The 1,585-nt window shown below is 40.2% G+C and carries 2 protein-coding genes and 1 pseudogene; all 3 read right to left on the bottom strand.

Annotation, left to right across the window (positions count from 1 at the left end; translation table 11 throughout):
• Nucleotides 1-276: 276 nt before the first annotated feature.
• Nucleotides 277-495, bottom strand: a pseudogene (locus CV945_RS18000) (ISNCY family transposase); the annotation flags it as partial.
• Between the two features lie 423 nt (nt 496-918).
• Nucleotides 919-1,197: a transposase gene (locus tag CV945_RS17405; protein ID WP_198518543.1), complete on the bottom strand. Its 279-nt coding sequence runs from the start codon at nt 1,195-1,197 to the stop codon at nt 919-921.
• 189 nt (nt 1,198-1,386) lie between these two features.
• The coding region (locus CV945_RS17395; RefSeq protein ID WP_198518541.1) for a helix-turn-helix domain-containing protein at nt 1,387-1,585 on the bottom strand (199 nt) is incomplete at its 5' end.

Here is a 1,585-nt window from a genome sequence, read left to right as displayed (position 1 = left end):
CAAATTCGGGAGTGTGGTATGCTTGTTCATAGAGAGCACCTCCTGGGTTTGTTTGTGTCGCTACTCACATTCTACAGGAAAGGTGCTCTTTTTTCTATATCCTTTGGATTTTATTGGATAATCAACACGCCTGCTTTATTATATTTATCTCAGATTACAAAGATTGGTAACTTAGTTTATCGTCTTATTGCAAAAAATCGCACAATAATACCCGTTAACAAATGTACAGACGATATTTGTAACATTAATAATGTGTAAAAAGTTTGTGTAATGGCCGAAGCGATTCAGGATGTCTACTAACTGACGTAACGAATCAATGGAAAAATAAGTGTTTAAAACGAGACATTTTAACAATGATTTTTTCGAACCGGGTGATCTTCCTATCACATAGGACGCTTCTGGTAAGGAAAGTTAGTCGAGGTACCAAAATAAAGCCTGTAAAAGAGGATCTATTTCACTATACGGTGCAAGTTCACTGATAAAATTGGAAATAATGATAGTATCCACCCATTGGAACTGAGTTTTTGGTCACTCTAAAATGATTTCCAAGATGGGTGGATTTTTTGTGTCCTCTTTATGCATCCATTACTATCCATTATGCATTTTGCAACACTTTCATATTGATTAATTAAATTAATTTGTCTATAAATCTTATTACGGCCAAAGCTAAGAGAGCGTATATAATCCATCTTATTGCACTTTTTCCAGTAGTTTCTTTGTTCATTTTTCATATCTCCTTTACATTACATTATTAGTAATTATTACAAATAATTATAACCTTTAAGAGTACATCATACAAACCTAAGTTCCATCCTAGGATGATCGATTGAGTTTTAAGTTAACAGTATTGTAGAAAAATCACTTAAAGGTTATTCAATCGTGACTATATACATGCAACATGAAGAGTTAACTTCTCAGTCATCCTGCACACCCTAAGCGCTGCAGCACTTCCTCCCGAGTAATGGCTTGAATGATATCGTTGCGATCCTTGTGAAATACATTGGCAATCACCGTATCTTTCAGCCATTTCCATAAGCGTTCGATCGGGTTCAGCTGTGGCGAATAGGGAGGAAGGTAAATAAAGTGAAAACACTGYCCTTCTTCCCGCAAAAACTCCTTGACCATTTTGGCATGGTGAATGCGGGCGTTATCCAACACCAARACSATGAGATGGTCTGGATAGCGCTCTTTGAGCATTCTCAAGAAATTCAAGAACGTCGCGGCATTGGCGCGACAGTCGTTTGATGAAGCACCGTTTCGCCATCGTGGATGTTGACCGCGCCAAACMGCGATACGTGGGCATGATGGCCRAACGTCGGCACTTGTTTTTGGCGGCCGACTTCYGACCATGTGGACCGCAAGACAAGGTAAGAGCGGATATGGGTTTCATCGATGTACAGAAGAACGGCATCTTCTGTGTCCTTGGTGATCAAGTTTTTTGATCAGATCCATTTGCTTTTCCAATTGCTTTTGCTCATCCGGGTTCCCTTTCGCCAGTGTGTACGTCGGTCGTGTCCACGACAGCCCTTTGCGGTGCAGGAGTTTTCGCAGCGCTTCGCGGGAAATGGAAACACCGAATTGCTTT

Origin of the sequence: Geobacillus sp. Manikaran-105, assembly GCF_002809955.1 — a bacterium.
Taxonomy (GTDB): domain Bacteria; phylum Bacillota; class Bacilli; order Bacillales; family Anoxybacillaceae; genus Geobacillus; species Geobacillus thermophilus.
The sequence above is the reverse complement of the archived record's forward strand: the minus strand, read 5'-3'. Positions and strand labels throughout refer to the sequence as shown.